The 18,548-nt window shown below is 53.6% G+C and carries 15 protein-coding genes and 1 tRNA gene; 6 read left to right on the top strand and 10 right to left on the bottom strand.

From position 1 onward, the window contains the following. Positions 1–102: 102 nt before the first annotated feature. On the top strand, positions 103–2,871 hold the full coding sequence (locus BLP53_RS03420; RefSeq protein WP_091469936.1) for a bifunctional diguanylate cyclase/phosphodiesterase: 2,769 nt from the start codon (positions 103–105) through the stop codon (positions 2,869–2,871). Between the two features lie 13 nt (positions 2,872–2,884). Here the strand turns inward: BLP53_RS03420 and pth are convergent, their stop codons facing one another. The 8 genes from pth to BLP53_RS03380 form a co-directional block, all read right to left on the bottom strand. Further along, on the bottom strand, positions 2,885–3,457 hold the full coding sequence (gene pth, locus BLP53_RS03415) for an aminoacyl-tRNA hydrolase (RefSeq protein ID WP_091469933.1): 573 nt from the start codon (positions 3,455–3,457) through the stop codon (positions 2,885–2,887). 95 nt (positions 3,458–3,552) lie between these two features. Then, positions 3,553–4,170, bottom strand: a complete 618-nt coding sequence (locus BLP53_RS03410) for a 50S ribosomal protein L25/general stress protein Ctc (protein ID WP_091469929.1) — start codon at positions 4,168–4,170, stop codon at positions 3,553–3,555. An 87-nt stretch (positions 4,171–4,257) separates the two neighbouring features. After that, entirely contained in the window at positions 4,258–5,193 is a 936-nt protein-coding gene (locus BLP53_RS03405; RefSeq protein ID WP_091469926.1) for a ribose-phosphate pyrophosphokinase, read from the bottom strand. A 125-nt stretch (positions 5,194–5,318) separates the two neighbouring features. Next, positions 5,319–5,395, bottom strand: a tRNA-Gln gene (locus BLP53_RS03400). A gap of 22 nt (positions 5,396–5,417) precedes the next feature. Continuing rightward, positions 5,418–6,326: a 4-(cytidine 5'-diphospho)-2-C-methyl-D-erythritol kinase gene (gene ispE, locus BLP53_RS03395; protein WP_245652602.1), complete on the bottom strand. Its 909-nt coding sequence runs from the start codon at positions 6,324–6,326 to the stop codon at positions 5,418–5,420. 22 nt (positions 6,327–6,348) lie between these two features. Beyond that, the gene (locus tag BLP53_RS03390) at positions 6,349–7,770 is read right to left on the bottom strand and encodes a carbonic anhydrase family protein (protein WP_245652600.1); all 1,422 of its coding nucleotides are present in this window, start codon (positions 7,768–7,770) and stop codon (positions 6,349–6,351) included. 76 nt (positions 7,771–7,846) lie between these two features. Further along, positions 7,847–8,479, bottom strand: coding sequence for a lipoprotein insertase outer membrane protein LolB (lolB, locus tag BLP53_RS03385; RefSeq protein WP_091469919.1), 633 nt, complete (start codon positions 8,477–8,479; stop codon positions 7,847–7,849). Next, positions 8,479–10,185 (bottom strand): tetratricopeptide repeat protein, encoded by a 1,707-nt coding sequence (locus tag BLP53_RS03380; RefSeq protein WP_091469916.1) that lies wholly within the window; start codon positions 10,183–10,185, stop codon positions 8,479–8,481. Before BLP53_RS03380 ends, lolB begins: the two co-directional genes overlap by 1 nt. Before the next feature lie 295 nt (positions 10,186–10,480). On the opposite strand from BLP53_RS03380, the gene BLP53_RS03375 reads away from it, so the two are divergent. The 5 genes from BLP53_RS03375 to mutM are packed head-to-tail and all read left to right on the top strand — an operon-like array spanning position 10,481 to position 15,403. After that, on the top strand, positions 10,481–11,428 hold the full coding sequence (locus tag BLP53_RS03375) for an ABC transporter ATP-binding protein (RefSeq protein ID WP_091469914.1): 948 nt from the start codon (positions 10,481–10,483) through the stop codon (positions 11,426–11,428). Between the two features lie 22 nt (positions 11,429–11,450). Further along, a complete protein-coding gene (locus BLP53_RS03370) occupies positions 11,451–12,194 on the top strand; it encodes an ABC transporter permease (RefSeq protein ID WP_091469908.1) in 744 nt (247 codons plus the stop codon). A gap of 30 nt (positions 12,195–12,224) precedes the next feature. Next, the gene (locus BLP53_RS03365; protein WP_091469904.1) at positions 12,225–13,619 is read left to right on the top strand and encodes a GldG family protein; all 1,395 of its coding nucleotides are present in this window, start codon (positions 12,225–12,227) and stop codon (positions 13,617–13,619) included. A gap of 47 nt (positions 13,620–13,666) precedes the next feature. Next, positions 13,667–14,563: a DUF4340 domain-containing protein gene (locus BLP53_RS03360; protein ID WP_091469901.1), complete on the top strand. Its 897-nt coding sequence runs from the start codon at positions 13,667–13,669 to the stop codon at positions 14,561–14,563. A 12-nt stretch (positions 14,564–14,575) separates the two neighbouring features. Then, the gene (gene mutM / locus BLP53_RS03355; protein WP_091469897.1) at positions 14,576–15,403 is read left to right on the top strand and encodes a bifunctional DNA-formamidopyrimidine glycosylase/DNA-(apurinic or apyrimidinic site) lyase; all 828 of its coding nucleotides are present in this window, start codon (positions 14,576–14,578) and stop codon (positions 15,401–15,403) included. Between the two features lie 31 nt (positions 15,404–15,434). On the opposite strand, the gene BLP53_RS03350 is transcribed toward mutM, so the two are convergent. Both BLP53_RS03350 and BLP53_RS03345 read right to left on the bottom strand, forming a co-directional pair. Beyond that, positions 15,435–16,889: a sensor domain-containing diguanylate cyclase gene (locus tag BLP53_RS03350; RefSeq protein WP_091469894.1), complete on the bottom strand. Its 1,455-nt coding sequence runs from the start codon at positions 16,887–16,889 to the stop codon at positions 15,435–15,437. A gap of 131 nt (positions 16,890–17,020) precedes the next feature. Further along, on the bottom strand, positions 17,021–18,490 hold the full coding sequence (locus tag BLP53_RS03345) for a high affinity choline transporter 1 (protein WP_091469891.1): 1,470 nt from the start codon (positions 18,488–18,490) through the stop codon (positions 17,021–17,023). Positions 18,491–18,548: the final 58 nt, after the last annotated feature.

Genomic DNA, 18,548 nt, shown 5'->3' with positions numbered 1-18,548 from the left:
GGATTGCAAACGGGTGCCAGCGGTTTTATTAAGATGATATACAAAACTATGCCAATAAAGGCATAATGATCCGTCATGCACCTTCCTGACTAAGGATAAGAAATGTTTCGTTTCGATATGGCAGCATTGCGTCAGTTATTAATGTCACGCTGGATTGTCGGCATGATCGTTGCAGGTGCGTTACTGACCACGTTGTTGCTGTGGATGAGCGAGCGTCATCATGCAGAAGAGTTGCAATCTATCCTGTTCAACCAGTCCGTAGTGATGGGGGTCGAGGAAATCCAGCACCAGGTGGATGCCTATCGCCAGATACTGAAAGGGGTTGAGCAACTCTATACTTCTTCCGAACATGTCTCGATGGATGAGTTCAGGTTATATGTCGAAGACTTTATTGAGCGCTCCCAGGACGACAGTTTAAGTGCCATCGGCTTTATCAAATATATCCACTTGCTCAAGCCGGAAACATTCGCAGATCTGGATATTCCCATCCAGCAATTGTTAAAACACGTGGAGTATGGCCCCGACGATAACGAAGTCGCCCCCGTTTTATATGTAGAGCCCCGCAACGATACCAATAACGAAATCTTGCTGAAGAACACATTCAGCCATGCGCAGCTGCGAACTGATTTGCTGGCCGCGCGTGATGGTGACCGGTTGGTGATGTCCAGGCATTCCATGGTGGAAGAGATTGCACCGCTACATAAACACTATGTGCTGCATGTGCCGGTTTATGACAGGAAGGCGCTGGACAGCTTGCCGCAGGGCCAGCGGCAGCTGTTGAATGGCTGGGTGTTTTTACGTTTCGATGTGGCCAGTTTCTTGCACGCGGCACTGCGCTCCCAGGAGCAGCGGCAATTGCATTTTGATGTATTCGACAAGATAGCCGAACAGGGGCAGGTGCCGTTGTATCACAGCGAGGCCGAATCGCATTTGCATGACCTGCAGGCACGTTACACGATGAATCATACCGTGAATGTCAGTGGCCAGACATGGCTGCTGAGCGCCCGCTCTACCCCGGCGTTTGAAGCGGCAATCGACTATGGCCAGGCAAATCGGGTAGGCGTCTGGGGCGTACTCCTCAGCGCGCTGTTGGGCGGGATCGCCTACTTTGCCATGATGCGTAGCCATACGCAGCTGGCGCTGGAGAAGTTTAGCCAGGAGGTCAGCAGTAACGAGCAGCGCTGGATGCTGGCGCTGGAAAGTACAGGGGACGGCCTGTGGGACTGGTATGTGCCGGAGTCCCGCATTGTTTATTCTGATCGCTGGAAAAGCATGTTCGGCCTTTTGCCGCAGGAGGTGGATGATGTGCCCGACAGCTGGCATGACCGTATCCATCCTGATGATCGCCCGGCAGCGATGGCCGTGCTGCAACAGGTGCTGGATGGTGGGCGCGACCACTATGCAATGGAGTACCGCATGGCGTGCAAGGATGGCAGCTGGAAATGGGTATTTGACCGCGGCATGGTGTTCAAGCGCGATGCGCAAGGCAAGCCCCTGCGCGTGCTGGGTACCCTGGCGGATATCAGTAAAATCAAGCAATCGGAAGAGGTGATCTGGCAATACGCCAATGTGGATACCTTGACCGGCTTGCCTAACCGCCGCCTGTTTTTTGACCGGCTGGATCGGGAGTTGCGCATGGTGAGGCGCAACAGCCACAAAGTCGCCATTATTTTTCTCGATCTGGACCGCTTTAAAGAAGTGAATGACTCGCAAGGGCATGACCAGGGTGACCGCCTGCTGCAGCAGGCAGGCCAGCGGTTAACGGAGTGTATCGACGAGAGCGGGGTGGTGGCGCGGCTGGGAGGTGACGAGTTTGTGTTGATGCTGAGCGATGCGCATGCCAATTATGTGGAAGATATTGCCCAGAAAGTGCTCGGCCGTTTGGCGGAATCATTCAAGCTGGAACATACCCATGCCTATGTGTCCGCCAGCCTGGGAATTGCCATTTTTCCGGATGATGCCGCTAATAAGGATGACCTGATGAAGCATGTGGATCAGGCCATGTATGCTTCCAAGCAAAAAGGCGGCAACTGCTTTACTTACTTCACGCCGCGCATGCAGGAGCACGCTGAACTCCGCATGCAGCTGTCGCATGATTTGCGAGTCGCGATTAATGGCCAGCAGTTTTACCTGGAATACCAGCCGGTTGTGAACCTGCAAACCAATGCAGTGCATAAGGCGGAAGCCTTAATCCGCTGGCAGCATCCGGTCAGGGGCATGATTCCGCCGATGGAATTTATCGGCCTTGCCGAAGACACATTACTGATTGTGCCGATTGGGGAATGGGTGTTCAAGACAGCGATTGAACAGTGCCGGCAATGGCGCGAATCCCTGGATGCCAAATTCCAGGTAGCTATTAACAAGTCTCCCGTACAATTTGCCATCGAGCATAAGCGGCATTACGACTGGGTGAAACAGATGCTGGATAGTGGCAGCGATGGCAGCATGGTTGTCGTAGAGATCACCGAACGCTTGTTGCTGGATGCCAACTCCCAGGTCAGTGAACGCCTGGCGCAATACGGTCAGGCAGGCGTGCAGGTGGCACTGGATGATTTTGGTACCGGTTACTCTGCTTTGTCCTACCTGAAAAAATTTGACATTGATTATGTCAAGATTGACCGTTCGTTTGTGCGTGAACTGGGGACTTCTAACCAGGATGAGGCCTTGTGTCGTGCCATTATCATGATGGCGCACAGCCTGGGCATGCAGGTGGTGGCGGAAGGGATAGAAAACCAGCGCCAGCTGAAACTCTTGCGCGAGATGGGGTGTGATTTTGGCCAGGGGTATTATTTTTCGCGCCCCTTGCGTCCTGATGCATTGATGACCTGGATGCAAGCGTGGCAGCAAGAGCACATGGTATTATCACGCTGATGGCGTGAAGAATTTACTTGCTGTGTAACTGCAGCATGGCTTTTTCGAAGTCGCCGCATGCCAGCAAGTCCGTCACACTGGTGGCTTTGATGATGCTGTCATCCATCGCTTGCTGTTCATCTTTGCCGGCGGCTTTCAACACATAATTCACCACTTCCGCCTTATTGCCGGGATGGCCGATACCGATGCGCAAGCGCCAGTAATCCGGCGTGCCCAGCGCAGCATGAATATCACGCAGGCCATTATGGCCGCCATGGCCGCCGCCAAATTTCAATTTGGCCTGGCCGGCCGGCAAATCCAGCTCATCGTGCACGACCAGTATTTCCGCTGGCGTGATCTTGTAGTAGTTGGCAATCGCTGCAACGGATTTGCCGCTGGCATTCATAAAGGTGGTGGGTTTGAGCAGCCATTTATCACTGTGTGGTTGCCATTTGCCTGCGATACCAAACAGCTTAGATTCGGCAGACAGGCGGCTGCCGGATTGCTGTGCCAGTAAATCAATAAACCAGAACCCGGCATTATGGCGGGTCATTTCATATTTTTCACCCGGATTGCCCAGGCCTGCAATTAATTTAATCCCGTTCATGACATTTTCTTTATGGTTAAAAAAATGCGCGCCTAATAAAAAACGCGCACATAGTTGTGCGCGTTTATTGTAGCGGTTTTTGCTGCAACAGCCGATTATTCGGCGGCTGGAGTTTCTTCTGCTTCTGTTGCTGCTGCTTCGCCACCACGTGGTTTCAGGATGGTTGCAACTGCTGTGTCATCACCGTGTGCCAATTGTACGAACTCAATGCCTTTTGGCAGTTTGATTTCGGACAGGTGGATAGAGTGGCCGACTTCCAGGTTGCCCAGGTCCACTTCGATAAATTCTGGCAGGTCTTTTGCCAGGCAGCTGATATCCGCTTCGGTCTGGATGTGGGAGATATTACCGCCACCCAGTTTAACGCCAGGTGCAGCTTCTTCATTTGTGAAGTGGAATGGCACTTTTACGTGGATTTTTTCTGTGGCAGACACACGCTGGAAGTCGATGTGCTGGATAGTGTTGCGTACTGGGTGCAACTGGTAGTCACGCAGCAAAACACTTTCCGCTTTGCCATCCAGCACCAGGCTCAGGATGGAAGCGTGGAACGCTTCGTGGCGGAATTGCATGAACAATTCCTTGTGGTCCAGTTCGATGGATACGGCTGGTTGCTCACCACCGTAGATAACACCAGGCACGTTGCCAGCGCGACGCAGGCGGCGGCTCGCACCCGTACCTTTAACGTCACGTTTGACGGCTTTAATTTCGATACTCATGTTGAGGCTCCTAAAAACGCCATAATTGGCGGTACTGCACTAAAATCCACCTGCCGCGACCAGCAGGTGGCGTAAAACCTGATCTTGTTAATATACGAACAGGGAAGAAACGGATTCTTCCTGGCTGATACGTTTAATGGTCTCTGCCAGCAATGGTGCTGCGCTCAATTGGCGTATTTTGCTGCATGCCTGTGCTTCAGCGTTCAATGCGATTGTGTTGGTCACGACCAGCTCATCCAGTGCGGAAGTCATAATACGTCCGCCTGCACCGCCGGATAGTACCGGATGCGTGGCATAGGCGACGACTTTGGTGGCCCCTTGATTTTTCAGGGCAATAGCAGCTTCGCACAAGGTATTGGCGGTATCGACCATGTCATCCATGATGACACAGGTACGACCTTCCACTTCACCGATAATGTTCATGACCTTGGCCACATTGGCTTTCGGGCGACGCTTGTCGATAATCGCCAGGTCCGCATTTAACTGTTTTGCCGCAGCACGGGCACGCACTACACCACCGACATCCGGTGAAACCACCACCAGGTTTTCATGCTTCTGCTTGACCAGGTCGTCCAGCAAAATCGGCGTTGCATAGATGTTATCAACCGGGATATCAAAGAAGCCCTGAATCTGGTCGGAGTGCAAATCCATGGTCAGCAAACGGTTTACGCCGATGCTGGTCAGCATGTTGGCCACTACTTTGGCGGTAATCGCAACACGGGCAGAGCGTGGCCGCCTGTCCTGGCGTGAGTAACCAAGGTATGGAATGGCGGCGGTGATACGGCCTGCAGATGAGCGACGCAGGGCATCAACCATCACCATGACTTCCATCAGGCTGTCGTTGGTCGGATAGCTGGTGGATTGCAGCACAAACACGTCACGGCCGCGCACATTTTCCAGCAGCTCCAGCATGATCTCACCATCCGAAAAGCGGCCTACATCGGCGCGCCCCAATTCAATGCCTAAATGCGTGGCGACTTCCTGCGCCAGTACCGGATTGGCATTGCCGGTAAAAACCATCATGTTGGCGTTACTCAACGTTGTACCCTTTTCAGCGAAAACGATGTCTTGAAACCCGGGTGCCGGCATCGGCCGGCACCTATAAAAAATTTAAGCGTGTAAATTGTTAAATCTACACGCTTATTGTTTGGCTGAGGAGGAAGGATTCGAACCTTCGCATGCCGGAATCAAAATCCGGTGCCTTAACCAGCTTGGCGACTCCCCAAAAACCTTGTCTTACCTTTGCTTTAACCTGCAACGATTTCATCGTTTGCCAGGGCAAAAAGCGGATGGTATTTTAACCCTTTTGCCCAAAAACCAGAAGTGTTTTCTGGCCGCTGCGCAATTAATTCATCAGCTTTTTCTGCACTGTCTACCGCGACAAACACTGAAGCACCGGAACCGCTCATACGGGCATCGCCGTATTGTTTCAACCAGGCTAAAGTATTGGCAACTTCAGGATAGAGTGCACAAACGACCGCTTCCATATCGTTCCTGGCATTCTGCCAGAACGCGCTGGAATTAGCGCCGTTTGAAAAGTCCGCTATTCTCAATGGTTTCGTATCTCTTGTCAATGCCTGATGCGCAAATATTTCCGCCGTAGGCACCTGTACATGCGGCGTGACGACGACATAGTACTTTTCCAGCATCTCTGTTGGCAGGGATACTGCAGACAGTTGTTCGCCCACACCTTCCGCCCACGCTGGCTGGCCAAAAATAAACACGGGTACATCGGCACCTAATGAAAGGCCAATCTGCATCAGTTGCTGGCGTGAATAGTTTAATTGCCACAACTGGTTAAGGGCCAGCAGCACTGTGGCTGCGTCTGAACTGCCGCCACCAAGGCCGCCACCCATGGGCGTGCGCTTGGTGCAGTGAATATCGGCCCCCAACTGGCAACCGCTGGCGCTTTGCAAGGCGCGTGCTGCGCGTATGGCCAGGTCGTGGTCTGGGAGCACACCGGCTAACGGGTTTTTATGCATAATCCGACCATCGTTGCGAAGGCTGATGTGCAGGTCATCACCATGATCCAGCAGCAGGAAAATACTCTGCAGGGCATGGTAACCATCGGCACGGCGACCGGTGATATGCAGGAAAAGGTTGAGTTTGCACGGGGCGAAGTATAGCGAAGCGTCCATGCCGGTATTGTAAAGCATGTGCCGGCCCTGCCGGCGCATGTTATTCCAGAATCATGCGGCCCTGGCTATCCTGGATGGGGCGCTGGTTCGGCTCACCAATCGCTTGTTGCAAGGTGGATAACTGGGCCCTGGATATTGTCAGGGCTTCTTTCATGATAATCCACTGCACGCCCTCGGTGCAGGGCGGCGCTGTCAATGAGCCGCTATAGCGATAGTAGGCTGGCTTGGCTGGCATCAGGTCGTTAGGTGTGACGCGGATGACCAGCGGCTTGCTCTGTTCTTTTTCCCTGGGCAGGCTGCCCAGCAGTTTGTCCAGTGCAGGATTGGCCGCACCTTCTTCCAGCATCACGGCAATGATCACGCGGTGACCGGTTTTGTCCTCGTGCACCATTTGCAGTTCTGCCGCATAGGATTTCTGTTTGATCTGGTGTTCAGAAGGCGCATGTACGCTGATATATTTCAATTGGTAAGGTTTCTGGTCCAGCACCATCATATTACCGGTACCGGCATCCAGTATCAGGCTGTGGTCTTTCAGCGCAATGTTCTTGAGCGGGAATTTCTGCAAGCGCTTGAGCGGTTTTAGCGCGGCCGGGATGGTATTTTCGATATTAATCGGCGACTGCTGGCTGCCCGCATTGCAGGCGGCAAATTCCGGGTTCAGGCTGCCCCATTTGTCAGGGCCGCGGTTGCCACTGTAGGCCCAGGACTTGTCTTCTTTATCAGGTTTCGCGGATTTCTCCCTGCCCTTGCCTGTCGTGTCTTCTTTCGCATTCTTCTGGCCAGGTGCTGGTGCAGCCTGGTTTGCCGGGTCATTTTTGGCTGTGGCTGATTTCTCGGTGGTTGTTGCCAACGGTTTTGCGACGGCGGTGTTGGGATCTGCAGGTTTGGTGTCTGCCGCCGCAACTGGAGGTTCGGCAACGCTGTCTGGCGCTGCCGGTTTGTCTTTGGCGTTGGCGACCGCAGGCATGACCGGGTTATTCGCACGTTGTGCCAGGGCCTCGGCGCGTTGCTTTTCCTTGGCTTGCCACTTGCAGGCATATTGCTGTGTGATTTCCACCTCGGAATCCGGCAGCGGTTCTATGAAGTCTGCCTGTTTAACGGAAGTGCCGGCTGAATATACCAGCTCGTCCTGGTCGTACTGGAAGACCTGGATGGTGGCGGCCTTACGTTTAGCGCAGTCAAAATACCACAGCGCTTTGGCATGGTTGTAAACGCGGTCTACCGACTCCACGTTTTTTTGCGGCGTGAGGTAATCCACTTTGACCCAGGCTTTGGTATAGGGCTTTTCTTCCACCAGGGACAGTTTGTCTATCATGAGCTGGTTGGCATCTGTTTTCTTGATCGACAGCCATTGTGCCGCCTGGCCATCCACAGCCGGCAGGCAGGTGAGCATCAGCAGGCTGGAAACCAGCCAGAAGCGATGACAGGGGAGTGGAAACAGATAACGGCTCATATGTGCCATTATCGACCGTTGCCGGTGAATCTTTAGCGAAAACTGCCACCCTCCCGTGCATGCAGCCAGGGCAGTTCAGCGGCCGCTACCAGTGTTGAATCACCAGCTTCAGGCGTACATCCTGTTGCTGCAGGCGGGTGGTATGCGGCAGTTGTTCGGTTGTGCCGTTCAACGTCACTGCCTGGTAATTTTCGTAGTCTATCTGCCAGTTATCCTGCACGAGTGTGGCTGGATTGCCGCTGTCCAGGTAACTGGCCTGGAACGGGCTGGCAGGGTGTGGAATGCCTAATATCCACTGGCTTAACCCTGTGAGCGGCAGGCGCCAGCCTAACAGGCGTTCAGTGAGGCTGGCCACATCGTTGGCCTGGTGTTGCTGTCCACGCTGGTCGGTCAGGGTGACCGATTGGGCGGTACGGTGTATCAGGGCGACCTGTTGCCCCAGTGGGCTGAAAATACGCATGTGGTCTTGTTCGGAATCATGCTGCCATTCCAGTCTGGCGGTATAGCCTTTGCCGTTATATTGCACGGCCAGCTTAGCTTCCAGTGAAAATTGCTGTACTGCTGCTAGCCGTTGCATGCGCTGTTGCGCGACCGGACTGGCAGTCTGACTGAGCGGTGGTGTTGGCAGCGAGCTACAGGCCGCCAGTACACTTGCCATCAGGCAGGCCGCGATCCTTTTGCGCCAGGCCGGGGAGGGCGGCAATAACCAGCAGACCATTACAGCGAAGACTTCAGTTTCTGTGCCGTGGAGGCCAGTACTTCATTGTCGGGGTTGGCAGACAGCGCCTGGTCCAGAATTTTCTGTGCTTCATCATGCTGGCCTTGTTTCCATAGCACTTCGGCCAGGTGGGCGGCAATTTCAGGATCCTGCTGGATGGCATAGGCGCGGCGCAATTGTTCGGTGGCATGTGGCATATCACCTAAGCGATAGTAGACCCAACCCAGGCTGTCCATGATGTAGTGGTCTTCCGGTGATAAACGGGTGGCCATTTCAATCAGGCTTTTGGCCTCGGTCAGGTTGATATTGCGATCGGCATAAGAGTATCCCAGTGCGTTGTAAGCGGCGGCAAAATCCGGTTTGAGCTTGATGACCTTCCTTAAAGCATCTTCCATCACCTGGAATTTGCCCAGGCGCTCGGCATTCAGCGCGTAATCGTATAAAAGATCCGGGCTGTCAGGGTATGCCTGCAGTCCTTTTCCAAGCAGGGCAGAAGCTTCTTCCGCGCGTTTCGCCTGGTTGAGCATCAGTGCCTGGTTCTGGATAATGAGTATCTGCTGGTCATCTGATAGCCCGTTGATATTGTCCAGCATGGTAATGGCGGCATCCACGCCATCGCGGCGTGCAATAATTGCCGCTGCGGCCAGCCTGCCCGCCAGGAACTGCTCGCCTTCCCCTATCCTGTCAAACCATTGCAGGGCGCGTGCATCATCCTGCTGCTCTGCGGCAGAGCGTCCGAGGTTGAAATACAGTTTGTTGGGCTCCTTGAAGCCTACATCCAGGGCATGTTGCAGATAACGGTCGGCGAACGTATATTCTCTGGCGTCCAGCGCCAGCAACCCCACAATCACGTTCATTTCAGGGTTGTCCTGGTGTTTTTCCAGCAGGGTGGTGAATTCCACCTTGGCATCTGCCGTATTTTTCTGCACCAGCAGGGAGCGTGCGAGTGCCAGCCTGATCTGGTCTGCATCCGGATGGGATTTTAAGAATTCACGGTAGAACGCGATACCTTTTTGCGGGTCACGTTCTGTCAGCATTTGTCCGTGGATCTGGGCCGGGGCTTCCCAGTCCGGGCGCAGCCTGGAGGTTTCCTTCAGTTCTTTCTCCATCAGTGCTTCATTATGCGCAAAATAAGCAGCTTGCGAGATGGCAAAGTGGGCTTCGGCCAGGGTCGGGTAGGGCTTGGCCAGCTGCTGGATGGCTTGCAGCACACTTTTCTTATCGGTGATGCGCATCATCAGGCTGTTCAGTTCCATAAACGCATTGGGGCGGATATGTTCATCTGTCAGCACTTTTTCGATCTTGGGCATCGCTTTTTTCAGCTCTCCATTGGCGATCAGCAACTGGCTGGCGGCTTGTGCGGCCGGGATGGAGTCAGGTACCAGGTCCGACCACAACTCTGCCGATGGCAACGCCAGTTGTGGTACCCGGGCAATGGTGGCAGCCTGGGTGGCGCGTTCGGCCAGTTGCGGGTCATGTGTTTGTTTGGCTAAGTCAAGGAACAGCTGGCTGGCCAGGACGAATTCACCACGCTGGGCGGCGACTTCCCCTAGCAGGTATTTATAGACAAACTCGGCCGTAGGTGTCTGTGTTGTCGTGGTATTGCTGGCAGACCAGGCAGGGCTTGCCAGTAATGCCAGCCAGAGCGCGAGCGCCGAACGGTGCAATCGCGTGGGGTTGAGCTTGAAGCGGCTGGTTTGAGGCATGCTGGATTCCTGTGTTAGTGAGTCTGGGGGTGAGCGTTGCGCTGGCGGTCATGGCGTGGCAAAAGTGATTGCCAGATTTTTTGTTTAGTCCGTGACAGTTAATGCAAGTTCATCCATAATGTGCAATTTGTAACTGAATTGTAATTGACGGCTATCCCGGCCTTGGGGTCAGTGAAAACGCCGTGTACAGCACTATAACTTTTTGATGAAAACTTTGTCTAGGAGTTTGCTTGATGCGATGGGGAAACCCGTTTGTGCAAGGTAATTTTCTAGGTGTCTGGTGTGTGAAAGAATCATGGCAAATTTGACAGTAGAAGCAATTGAACTGACACGTCTTTACGGTGGCCGTGCTGCGGTCAGTGATGTGACGTTCAGTTTGCAGCAAGGGCAGGTACTGGGGTTCCTGGGGCCTAACGGTGCAGGTAAATCCACCACCATGAAGATGCTGACCGGTAATCTGGCCCCCAGTGCCGGCAGCGTCAGGATCTGTGGGATTGATATGATCGAAAATCCCAAGGAGGCCAAGGCACTGATTGGGTATTTGCCGGAAATGCGCCCGTTGTACAAAGAGTTCACGGTGGATGAGTACCTTACTATCGCAGCCCGCCTGCACAAGGTGGCAAGTAAAAATATCAAGCAAGCGGTCGAGCACGCCAAAGAGCGTTGCGGCTTAACCCATATGAGCAAGCGCCTGATCGAGAACCTGTCCAATGGTTACCAGCAGCGCGTCGGCATTGCCCAGGCCATCATCCATAATCCCATGGTAGTTATCCTGGATGAACCCACAGTGGGCCTGGATCCTATCCAGATCCGCGACATTCGTGCCCTGATCAAGGAAATCGGCCAGGCGCACAGCGTGATTGTCTCTACCCATATCCTGCCGGAAGTGGAAATGGTCTGCGACCATGTACAGATTATTGATAAAGGCAAGCTGGTGTTCAATGGCGGTATCGATGTGCTCAAGCAGCAGCGTGTCGGCAACAAACTGCTGGTGGGCCTGCGTCAGGTGCCGGAAGCCGCACAGCTGGCAGCGATTGAGGGCGTGGTTGAAGTCGAGCCGGCAGATGATATGTGGCGCATCCGCTTCAGCGAGGGCAGCCAGCCACACGAGGCGATTGTGCAGGCCTCTGTACAAAACGGCTGGGGCTTGTACCATATTGCGCCTGACCAGACCAGCCTGGAAGATGTATTTGTGCAGTTAACCTACCAGGAATCTGCGCCTGCCATGTCCCAAGCCGCGTAAGCTTGATTCTGAAAGTATCCCTATGTTGAATATTGCAAGAAAAGAACTGAAAAGCATGTTCGCCTCGCCGATGGGATGGATTATCCTGGCGTTGCTGACGTTTGCATTTGGCACTTATTACCTGAATGGCGTGAATAACTATTTTGAAGTGATGTCCGGTGCGATCCGACCGGCGGAACGGGTAGGCGTGACCCAGTTTGTCGGCCAAACCGTGTATGGGCTGGCCTCATTTATCATGCTGTTTGCGGTGCCATTGTTATCCATGCGCCTGATTTCCGAAGAGCGCCGCAGCCAGACCATGCCGTTTCTGTTCAGCGCACCGCTCTCTATCAGTGAGATCGTGATCGGCAAGTTCCTCGGCCTGGTGGTGTTTTTAAGCATCCTGGTCGCCTATGTCGCAGCCATGCTGTCAACCCTGAATATCTGGGCCGATATTGATTTCGGTTATATCTTCGCCAACTCGCTCGGCCTGCTGCTGCTGGTCTCCAGCTTTGCTGCCCTGGGCCTGTATTTTTCCAGCCTGACATCGCAGCCTATCATTGCCGGTATCCTGAGCTTTATCGCCCTGTTTGTCCTGATGATCCTGGACCGTTTTTTTGCCGGTGACCCGACCAGCACGGTGCTCAAGTTTTCGCTGATGCGTCATTTCCAGTCTTTTGGCGGTGGCTTGATTGATACTGCTGACCTGGCCTATTTTGCATTATTTATTATTGCCTTCCTGACGCTGACTATTCGTCGTCTGGATGCTGATCGTCTGCGCGGTTAAGCGCGAACTGTTGTTGAGTTTGAAAGCATTATGAAAATCAACCGTAAGTTAAGATTGCAACTGCTGGCGCAGAACTGGATGTTTGCGCTGGTGTTCCTGGCACTGATCGTGATGCTGGGCTACCTTTCCAGCCAGTACCGCTGGGCCAGGGACATTACGCAGGCCAACCGCAATATCCTGACCCAGGGCAGCGTCAACGTGCTCAAGCAGATGGATGGCGATATCAATATCACGGTCTATGCCACCAAGGATGACGCCAACAACGGCGATACGTTCCGCAAGGGCATGCTGGATTTCGTTGCCCGTTACCAGCGCGAGAAGAAAAACATTTTCATCCACTTCATTAACCCGTCCGAAGAGCCGAAGCTGGCGCAGGATGCCGGCGTGAAAGTGGATGGGGAAACCGTGGTTGAGTATAACAAGCGTACCGAGCACATCACGCCACCGTTTGCCGAACAGGAGATGACCAACCTGCTGGTACGTCTGTCGCGCACCAATAACCAGCCAGTCATGTACCTGGATGGCCATGGCGAGCGTTTGCTGCAGGGCATGAAAAACCATGACCTGGGGGAATTTGGCAAGCAGCTGGAAAGCAAGGGCTTCAAGTTTGCCAATCCCGACCTGACCATCGCCCAAGCAGTGCCTGCCAACGGCGCCATGCTAGTGATTGCGGCGCCGCAAGTGGATGTCAGCGCAGTTGAAGCCAAAAAAATCAAGACCTATATTGAAGCTGGCGGCAATGTATTGTGGTTGCTGGATGACGACAACCTGCATGGATTGCAAGAGGTTGCAGATTACCTGGGCATCAAGGTTTCGCCTGGTATGGTGGTGGACCGCGCTGCCGAACAGTATGGCGCAGACCCGAAAATGGCATTTGCCAGCCTGTATGGCGATCACCCTGTTACGCGTAACTTCATGTTGCGCACCGTGTTTCCGGAAGCACACGAAGTGGATGGCCAGGCATCGGATGAGCTGGGCTGGAAAGTCGGCCGCCTGATTGATGTGGCCCCTAATGGCTGGCTGGAGTCAGACCGTATCCCGGCAGGCGCACAAAACCTGAAAGTACGCTTTGACCAGGGCAAGGATAAAGCCGGCCCGATCAATATCGGCGTCGCGCTTGAGCGCCAGTACGGTAAAAAAGGCCAGCGCGTGGTGGTGATCGGCAATGCCAACTTCCTGGCCAATACCTTTATCACCAATGGTGGTAACCTGGACCTGGGCATCAATATCATCAACTGGCTGGCTGGCGATGACCGCTTGATTACTATCCAGCCCATGCCGCTGAAAGATATCAACGTGACCATTCCGGCCACTGACCAGGGTCGCCTGGTCGCGTGGATGGTCTTCCATGCTTTCCAGTACCTGGTGCCGCTGGGCTTGTTTGTCGCAGGCTTGTTGTTGTGGTGGAAACGTCGTAAAGCCTAAGGGCGAAGCAGGTTATTCAGGTTGTATCGCAGACGGAGTTGGTTGTAATGAAAAAAAGATGGATATTAAACCTGTTGCTGCTGGCAATCGTGGTGGGAATTTCAGTATTCCTGCACCTGAAGCCGCAGGAAAAAGCGGAAACGGACAGGTTTGAAGTATCTGCCCTCAAGATGGCGGATTTTGAGTCGGTCAAGGTGGAATTCCCGACGAAAGCCCCGACTGTTTTTGAGCGCCAGAATGGCTACTGGATGATGCGCAAACCTTACTCGGCACGGGCTGACCAAATGTCGGTGCAGCGTGCGTTGTCCATCATTGCGGCTACCACAGCGACCAGGCTGCCGTTGCAGGATGCCGCCAAATACGGCCTGGACCAGCCGGTGCTGAGACTCACCTTGTCCGGGCGGCAAGGCGAGCATGTATTTACGTTTGGCACTTATAACCCGGTGACCGAAGAGCAGTATATTGGTTATGCCGGCAATGTATTTTTGCTGCCAGGTCAATATAGCGAAGCGGCGGCAACACAGCCGATTGAAATGATAGACAAGGCGCCATTATCGCCGGACGAGCGCAAGCAACTGGCTGGGTTCGATCTGGCACACCTGGAACAGTGGGAAGAGAATGCGCTGAAAGTCCAGCTGGCAACGGATGGCAAGTGGTCAGTCAGTGATGCGAAGGCCAAACCGACGCAAAATGATATGAACGAGTGGATGGATTTCAGCTGGAGGCAGGCGCAGGCGACTTCGGTGGAAGTGTATACACCGGACCGCAAGCAAAGTTACCCTTCTTTTGAAGTATTGCTGCGTGACGGCAAAAAGGTACATTTCGACAAGATACAGGAGTCACCTGAATATCTGCTGGCACGCCCCGACGAAGGTATTATTTATCATTTCCCCAATGATGTCGGCTTCACCATGGTGAACCCGCCAGTGAATATTCAGAAATAATCACACGACAGCATGCCTGAATTACCAGAGGTTGAGGTCACGCGCCTGGGTCTTCTGCCGGTGCAAGGCGCACAGATTCGCGAGGTCACCATCCGCCATCACGGCTTGCGCTGGCCGATTCCGGCCGAATTGCCGCAACTTTTGCAGGGACAGCATGTACGGCAACTGACGCGTCGCGCCAAATACATCCTGATGGAAGTCGGTGATACAACCCGCACAGGAACATTACTGCTGCATTTGGGCATGTCTGGCCGCTTGTGTCTGCTCGAACGTTATTTCCCGCACGAAAAGCATGATCATGTCGATATCGCGTTTGAAGATGGCCGGGTGATCCGCCTGCGCGACCCGCGGCGCTTTGGTGCAGTGTTATGGCTGGATCAGGCGCCGTTACAACATCCCTTGCTCAACAGCCTGGGGCCGGAACCGCTGGAGGATGCCTTTGACGCGAATTATCTGCATCAACAGTTACGCTCGCGCAATACGGCAATCAAGCTTGCTATCATGGATGCACACCTGGTGGTCGGGGTGGGTAATATTTATGCCAGTGAATCGCTGTTCCGCGCCCGCATCCATCCGGAAACACCCGCCAGGCAATTGACCTTGCAGCAATGCCAGTGTCTGGTGGCGGAAATCAAGGCGACATTGCATGCGGCACTGGAAGCCGGCGGCAGCAGCCTGCGCGACTTTTTTGGTGCAGATGGTAATCCCGGGTATTTTCAGCAGACTTATTTTGTCTATGGCCGTACTGGCCAGGCGTGCCACATTTGTGGCCAGCCCATCCTCAATATCCGGCTTGGGCAGCGCTCCACCTTCTATTGCCCCTCTTGCCAGCCAAAATAAAACGCAAGGCCAGGTCTTTCAGCGTCAGTGGTTAAACCTCTGTGGCAATATCCGGCCGGATGCAGTTACGGCCTGCATGTTTGGCCTGGTAGAGGCGATGGTCGGCATGCTCCACCACTTGCGCGAGCGACTCACCCTGCTGCATCTCAGCCAGTCCGGCACTGATGGTGATCTTGATGACATCATTGTTAAAGTGAAACTCCAGGCCTGCCACGGCGGCACGGATGGTTTCGGTAATATGCTTGGCGTCTTCCAGGTTGCAACCTGTTAATAGCAGCAGGAATTCTTCGCCACCCCAGCGGCAGATGATATCTTCCGCACGGATATGTGACTTGATGAGCTGGGCAATGCGCGTCAGCACGCGATCACCGGCCTGGTGGCCGTAGGTGTCATTAATATGCTTGAACAAATCAATATCCATCAGGACCAGCGACAGGGCTTCACCCCGGCGCTCGCAACGGGCAACTGCTTGCTTGAAGTAGAGCTCGAATACCTGGCGGCTGGCAGCACCGGTGAGTTTGTCCTGGGTGGCCATGGTCTCCAGTTTGCCGTGGTAATTGCGTAGGGCGAGATGCGCCAGTAGCAACACGATGATACTGATCACCAGCGCCACGGCCATATTAATGATGAAGGCTCTTTCTATGCGTGCCGAGCTTGGGTCATTCACCTGTTCCACAATCAGGTACCAGTCAAATTCGGGTACCAGGCGGCTATTGATGTATAAGGTACTCCCGTTCTTGGCACGGAATGAGAATGATGCGCTGGGGGAAGTCAGGATTTGCAGGAATGCCTTGTCCAGCCCGTCTTTGTTTTGCAGGTGCAGTTCGGGGCTGTACTGGCTGCTTTGCAGCATGACGTCGCCCTGGCGGTTCACAAAATAAATTTCACGGCCATAGCGTTTCTGGTAGTTCTCAATCAGTTCCACCACGGTTTGCAGTGACAGGCCAACACCGATGATGCCAATGAATTTGCCGGATTTGTCTTCGATACGATAATTGACGAAGATGCTTAACCGTTTATGGTCGGCGGTATCGCGGTCAATATTGATCGTATAAGGGTGAGGCGAGTTCTTTGCCTCGAAATACCAATGATCCTCCTGGCCGGATTCTGATACTTTCTTCAGTACTCCGGTCGGGTGGTAATAAAGCCTGGAGTTTTCGGAGATGAAAAATGCCGTGATGGTGTTATATTTTTTCTGGATCTGCCCGAGGTAGCTGATCATTTTGCTGGCATCTTTTTCGCCGTCATTGACCCAGTCGAACACAAACACATCGTTCGCCATGAGAGAGGAAATCAGCAACGGTTGTAACAGGTCACGCTGAATTTCCGAATAGATGTTATCGCTGGTCAGCGGCAGCATTTCCTGCTGCAGGCGCTCGCTCAGGGAGTCTTTGGCGCCAAAGTACCCAATCAGGCTGGTGGCCAGCAAACCGGCCAGTACAATAGCACTGAGTAGAAGGGTATAGAAGCGTTTGTTGATAACCATAAGAGCGATCTTGAGTGAGGGAGCTATCCTTGAATTATCGCAAATGCTGGTTTTTCTGTTCAACCGAACAGTCGCAGCTTTGAAGGGTAGTTCCTGATTTGAGCATTTGAAACGGATTAAAATTCCATGGCCTAATGCGGATGGCTACGTGAGGCATGTTCATGCATATAGCCATACGGAGGTGGTGGCGAGCCGCCAATTTTTTGTGGCAGTAAAGAACCGATGACCATCGCAGCGGTACTGATACATAACCCTAAAAGTTGTGCCGGGATTAGACCTGCTTCACCGACCATGACTTCTATCAGTATCCAGCTGCCAATGCCGAAAATAATCGCGGCCAGTGCGCCCTGGCTAGTCGCCTGTTTCCAGAATGCCCCGAAAACCAGGGGTACAAATGCGCCCGCCAGCGTGATTTTATAGGCACTTTCCACCATGCCGAAAATGGAAAGATCTGAATGCAAGGCATAAAACAGCACGATACCGGCAAAGCCGACCAGGCACAAACGCATGATACGCAGGAAAGCATGGTCATTGATATTCGGCATAAAGCCTTTGATGACGTTTTCGGCAAAGGTGACGGAAGGGGCCAGTAACGTTGCGGAGGAGCAACTCATGATCGCCGACAGCACGGCGCCAAAGAAAACAGCCTGCGCCAGTAAGGGCGTATGCGTCAGTACCAGCGTCGGCAACACGCGTTGCGAATCCGTTTCGACCAGGGCACCAAAGGTGGCGGGGTCTATCAGGGTGGCCGCATAGGCAATAAACATGGGTACAAAGGTGAAGCAGAAATAAATGCTGGCTCCCAGCAACGATCCCCATAGGGCGATATTGGCGGTCCTGGCCGAAGTGATGCGCTGGAAAACATCCTGTTGCGGAATTGATCCCAGCATCATGGTCAGCCAGCCGCCAAGAAAGGTCAGCCATACGCTCCAGTTGGCCGATTGCGGGAAGAAGTTAAGTTTGCCCGCATGGCGCGCATGCTCAATCACAGGGCTGATGCCCCCGGTTTGCCCGGAAACCAGGGTGGCGATATATAACAGGCCGCCAATGACCACGATCATCTGTACAAAATCCAGAATCGCGACCGATAGCATGCCGCCCAGCGTGGTGTAAGTGAGTACAATTGCCGTACCTAGTATCATGCCGGTCTGTTCCGGGATATAGCCATCGCTGATCAGGTTGAAAATCAATCCGAGCGCCTTGATCTGGGCCGCGACCCAGCCCATGTAAGACACCACGATTGCAATCGTGGTCAGCACTTCCACACTGCGGTTATAGCGGATGCGGTAGAAATCACCCAGGGTGAGGATATTGAGTTTATACAGGCGGCTGGAAAAGAAAATACCGGCCAGGATCAGGCACATGCTGGAGCCGAACGGGTCGGCCGCCACGCCGGTCAGGCCTTCGCGTACAAAGGTGGCAGAAACACCAAACACGGCTTCGGCACCAAACCAGGTGGCAAATACCGTTGCCATCACGACTGGCAGCGGCAGGTGGCGACCTGCAATGGCATAATCCTTGGTGTTATGAACGTTTCTTGCAGCCAGCAAGCCGATAGCGATGGATACCAGTAAATACGCTACCACAAACCAGATCAGCACTGTCTGTTCCCTTTAACGCCGTGACAAAAGGGCGATTTTAAAACAAATCCTGGCGCAG

This window comes from Methylophilus rhizosphaerae, assembly GCF_900100975.1.
GTDB lineage: Bacteria > Pseudomonadota > Gammaproteobacteria > Burkholderiales > Methylophilaceae > Methylophilus > Methylophilus rhizosphaerae.
This window is presented reverse-complemented; position numbering and strand designations above follow the sequence as displayed.

Excerpts from the sequence above, each read along its gene's own strand:
- BLP53_RS03420 (WP_091469936.1), top strand. The coding sequence starts at position 103 with ATGTTTCGTTTCGATATGGCAGCATTGCGTCAGTTATTAATGTCACGC.
- pth (WP_091469933.1), bottom strand. The coding sequence starts at position 3,457 with ATGAACGGGATTAAATTAATTGCAGGCCTGGGCAATCCGGGTGAAAAA.
- BLP53_RS03410 (WP_091469929.1), bottom strand. The coding sequence starts at position 4,170 with ATGAGTATCGAAATTAAAGCCGTCAAACGTGACGTTAAAGGTACGGGT.
- BLP53_RS03405 (WP_091469926.1), bottom strand. The coding sequence starts at position 5,193 with ATGATGGTTTTTACCGGCAATGCCAATCCGGTACTGGCGCAGGAAGTC.
- ispE (WP_245652602.1), bottom strand. The coding sequence starts at position 6,326 with ATGCTTTACAATACCGGCATGGACGCTTCGCTATACTTCGCCCCGTGC.
- BLP53_RS03390 (WP_245652600.1), bottom strand. The coding sequence starts at position 7,770 with ATGGCACATATGAGCCGTTATCTGTTTCCACTCCCCTGTCATCGCTTC.
- lolB (WP_091469919.1), bottom strand. The coding sequence starts at position 8,479 with ATGGTCTGCTGGTTATTGCCGCCCTCCCCGGCCTGGCGCAAAAGGATC.
- BLP53_RS03380 (WP_091469916.1), bottom strand. The coding sequence starts at position 10,185 with ATGCCTCAAACCAGCCGCTTCAAGCTCAACCCCACGCGATTGCACCGT.
- BLP53_RS03375 (WP_091469914.1), top strand. The coding sequence starts at position 10,481 with ATGGCAAATTTGACAGTAGAAGCAATTGAACTGACACGTCTTTACGGT.
- BLP53_RS03370 (WP_091469908.1), top strand. The coding sequence starts at position 11,451 with ATGTTGAATATTGCAAGAAAAGAACTGAAAAGCATGTTCGCCTCGCCG.
- BLP53_RS03365 (WP_091469904.1), top strand. The coding sequence starts at position 12,225 with ATGAAAATCAACCGTAAGTTAAGATTGCAACTGCTGGCGCAGAACTGG.
- BLP53_RS03360 (WP_091469901.1), top strand. The coding sequence starts at position 13,667 with ATGAAAAAAAGATGGATATTAAACCTGTTGCTGCTGGCAATCGTGGTG.
- mutM (WP_091469897.1), top strand. The coding sequence starts at position 14,576 with ATGCCTGAATTACCAGAGGTTGAGGTCACGCGCCTGGGTCTTCTGCCG.
- BLP53_RS03350 (WP_091469894.1), bottom strand. The coding sequence starts at position 16,889 with ATGGTTATCAACAAACGCTTCTATACCCTTCTACTCAGTGCTATTGTA.